A 604-nucleotide genomic window follows, 5' to 3' on the forward strand; every position below is an offset into this window, starting at 1 on the left:
CCAGCTCCGGGGCGAGGAAGCACACGGATCCGGGCGAGTGGCCCGGGGTGTGCAGCACGGTCAGACGCACCCCGCCCACCGTGTAGACGTCGCCGTCACGGATGATGCGGTCGAAACGACGGGTGGGATGCACCTGCTCCCAGAGCATCGTGTCGTCCGGGTGGAGGTACACCGGAGCCCGCAGCTCCTCGGCGACCTCCACGACGGAGCGGATGTGGTCGTCGTGACCGTGGGTGAGCAGGATGGCTGCCACGGCGCGGCCGCCCACGGCGTCCACGACCTTCCGGTGGTCGTGGGCCGGGTCGATGACCAGGCACTGCTCGTCGTCGCCCACGATCCACACGTTGTTCTCGACGTCCCAGGTGCCTCCGTCCAGGGAGAACGTCCCTGCGGTCACCAGGTGCTCGACCCGGACCCGGCCCGAGGGGTCCGTGCGCGGCGCGGCGGCCTGCCGCGCGGTCATCGGGCCGCTCCGGCCGGTGCGGCCACGCCGGTCTCCGACTGCGCGGCGGCATCTGCCGCCGCGTCCGGGGCCGGGGTGATCTCCACGACGGAGCGCAGCACCTTGCCGGCCTTCATCTTCGCGAAGGCCTCCTCCACGTCC

At 72.4% G+C, this 604-nt stretch carries 1 protein-coding gene; it reads right to left on the minus strand.

Going from position 1 to position 604, the window contains the following annotated elements; translation table 11 throughout:
- A partial coding sequence (locus ABD220_RS10770) for an MBL fold metallo-hydrolase (protein WP_344122429.1) occupies positions 1 to 463 on the minus strand: 463 nt, incomplete at its 3' end.
- Positions 464 to 604 lie beyond the last annotated feature (141 nt).

This window comes from Kocuria aegyptia (genome assembly GCF_039530085.1).
GTDB lineage: Bacteria > Actinomycetota > Actinomycetes > Actinomycetales > Micrococcaceae > Kocuria > Kocuria aegyptia.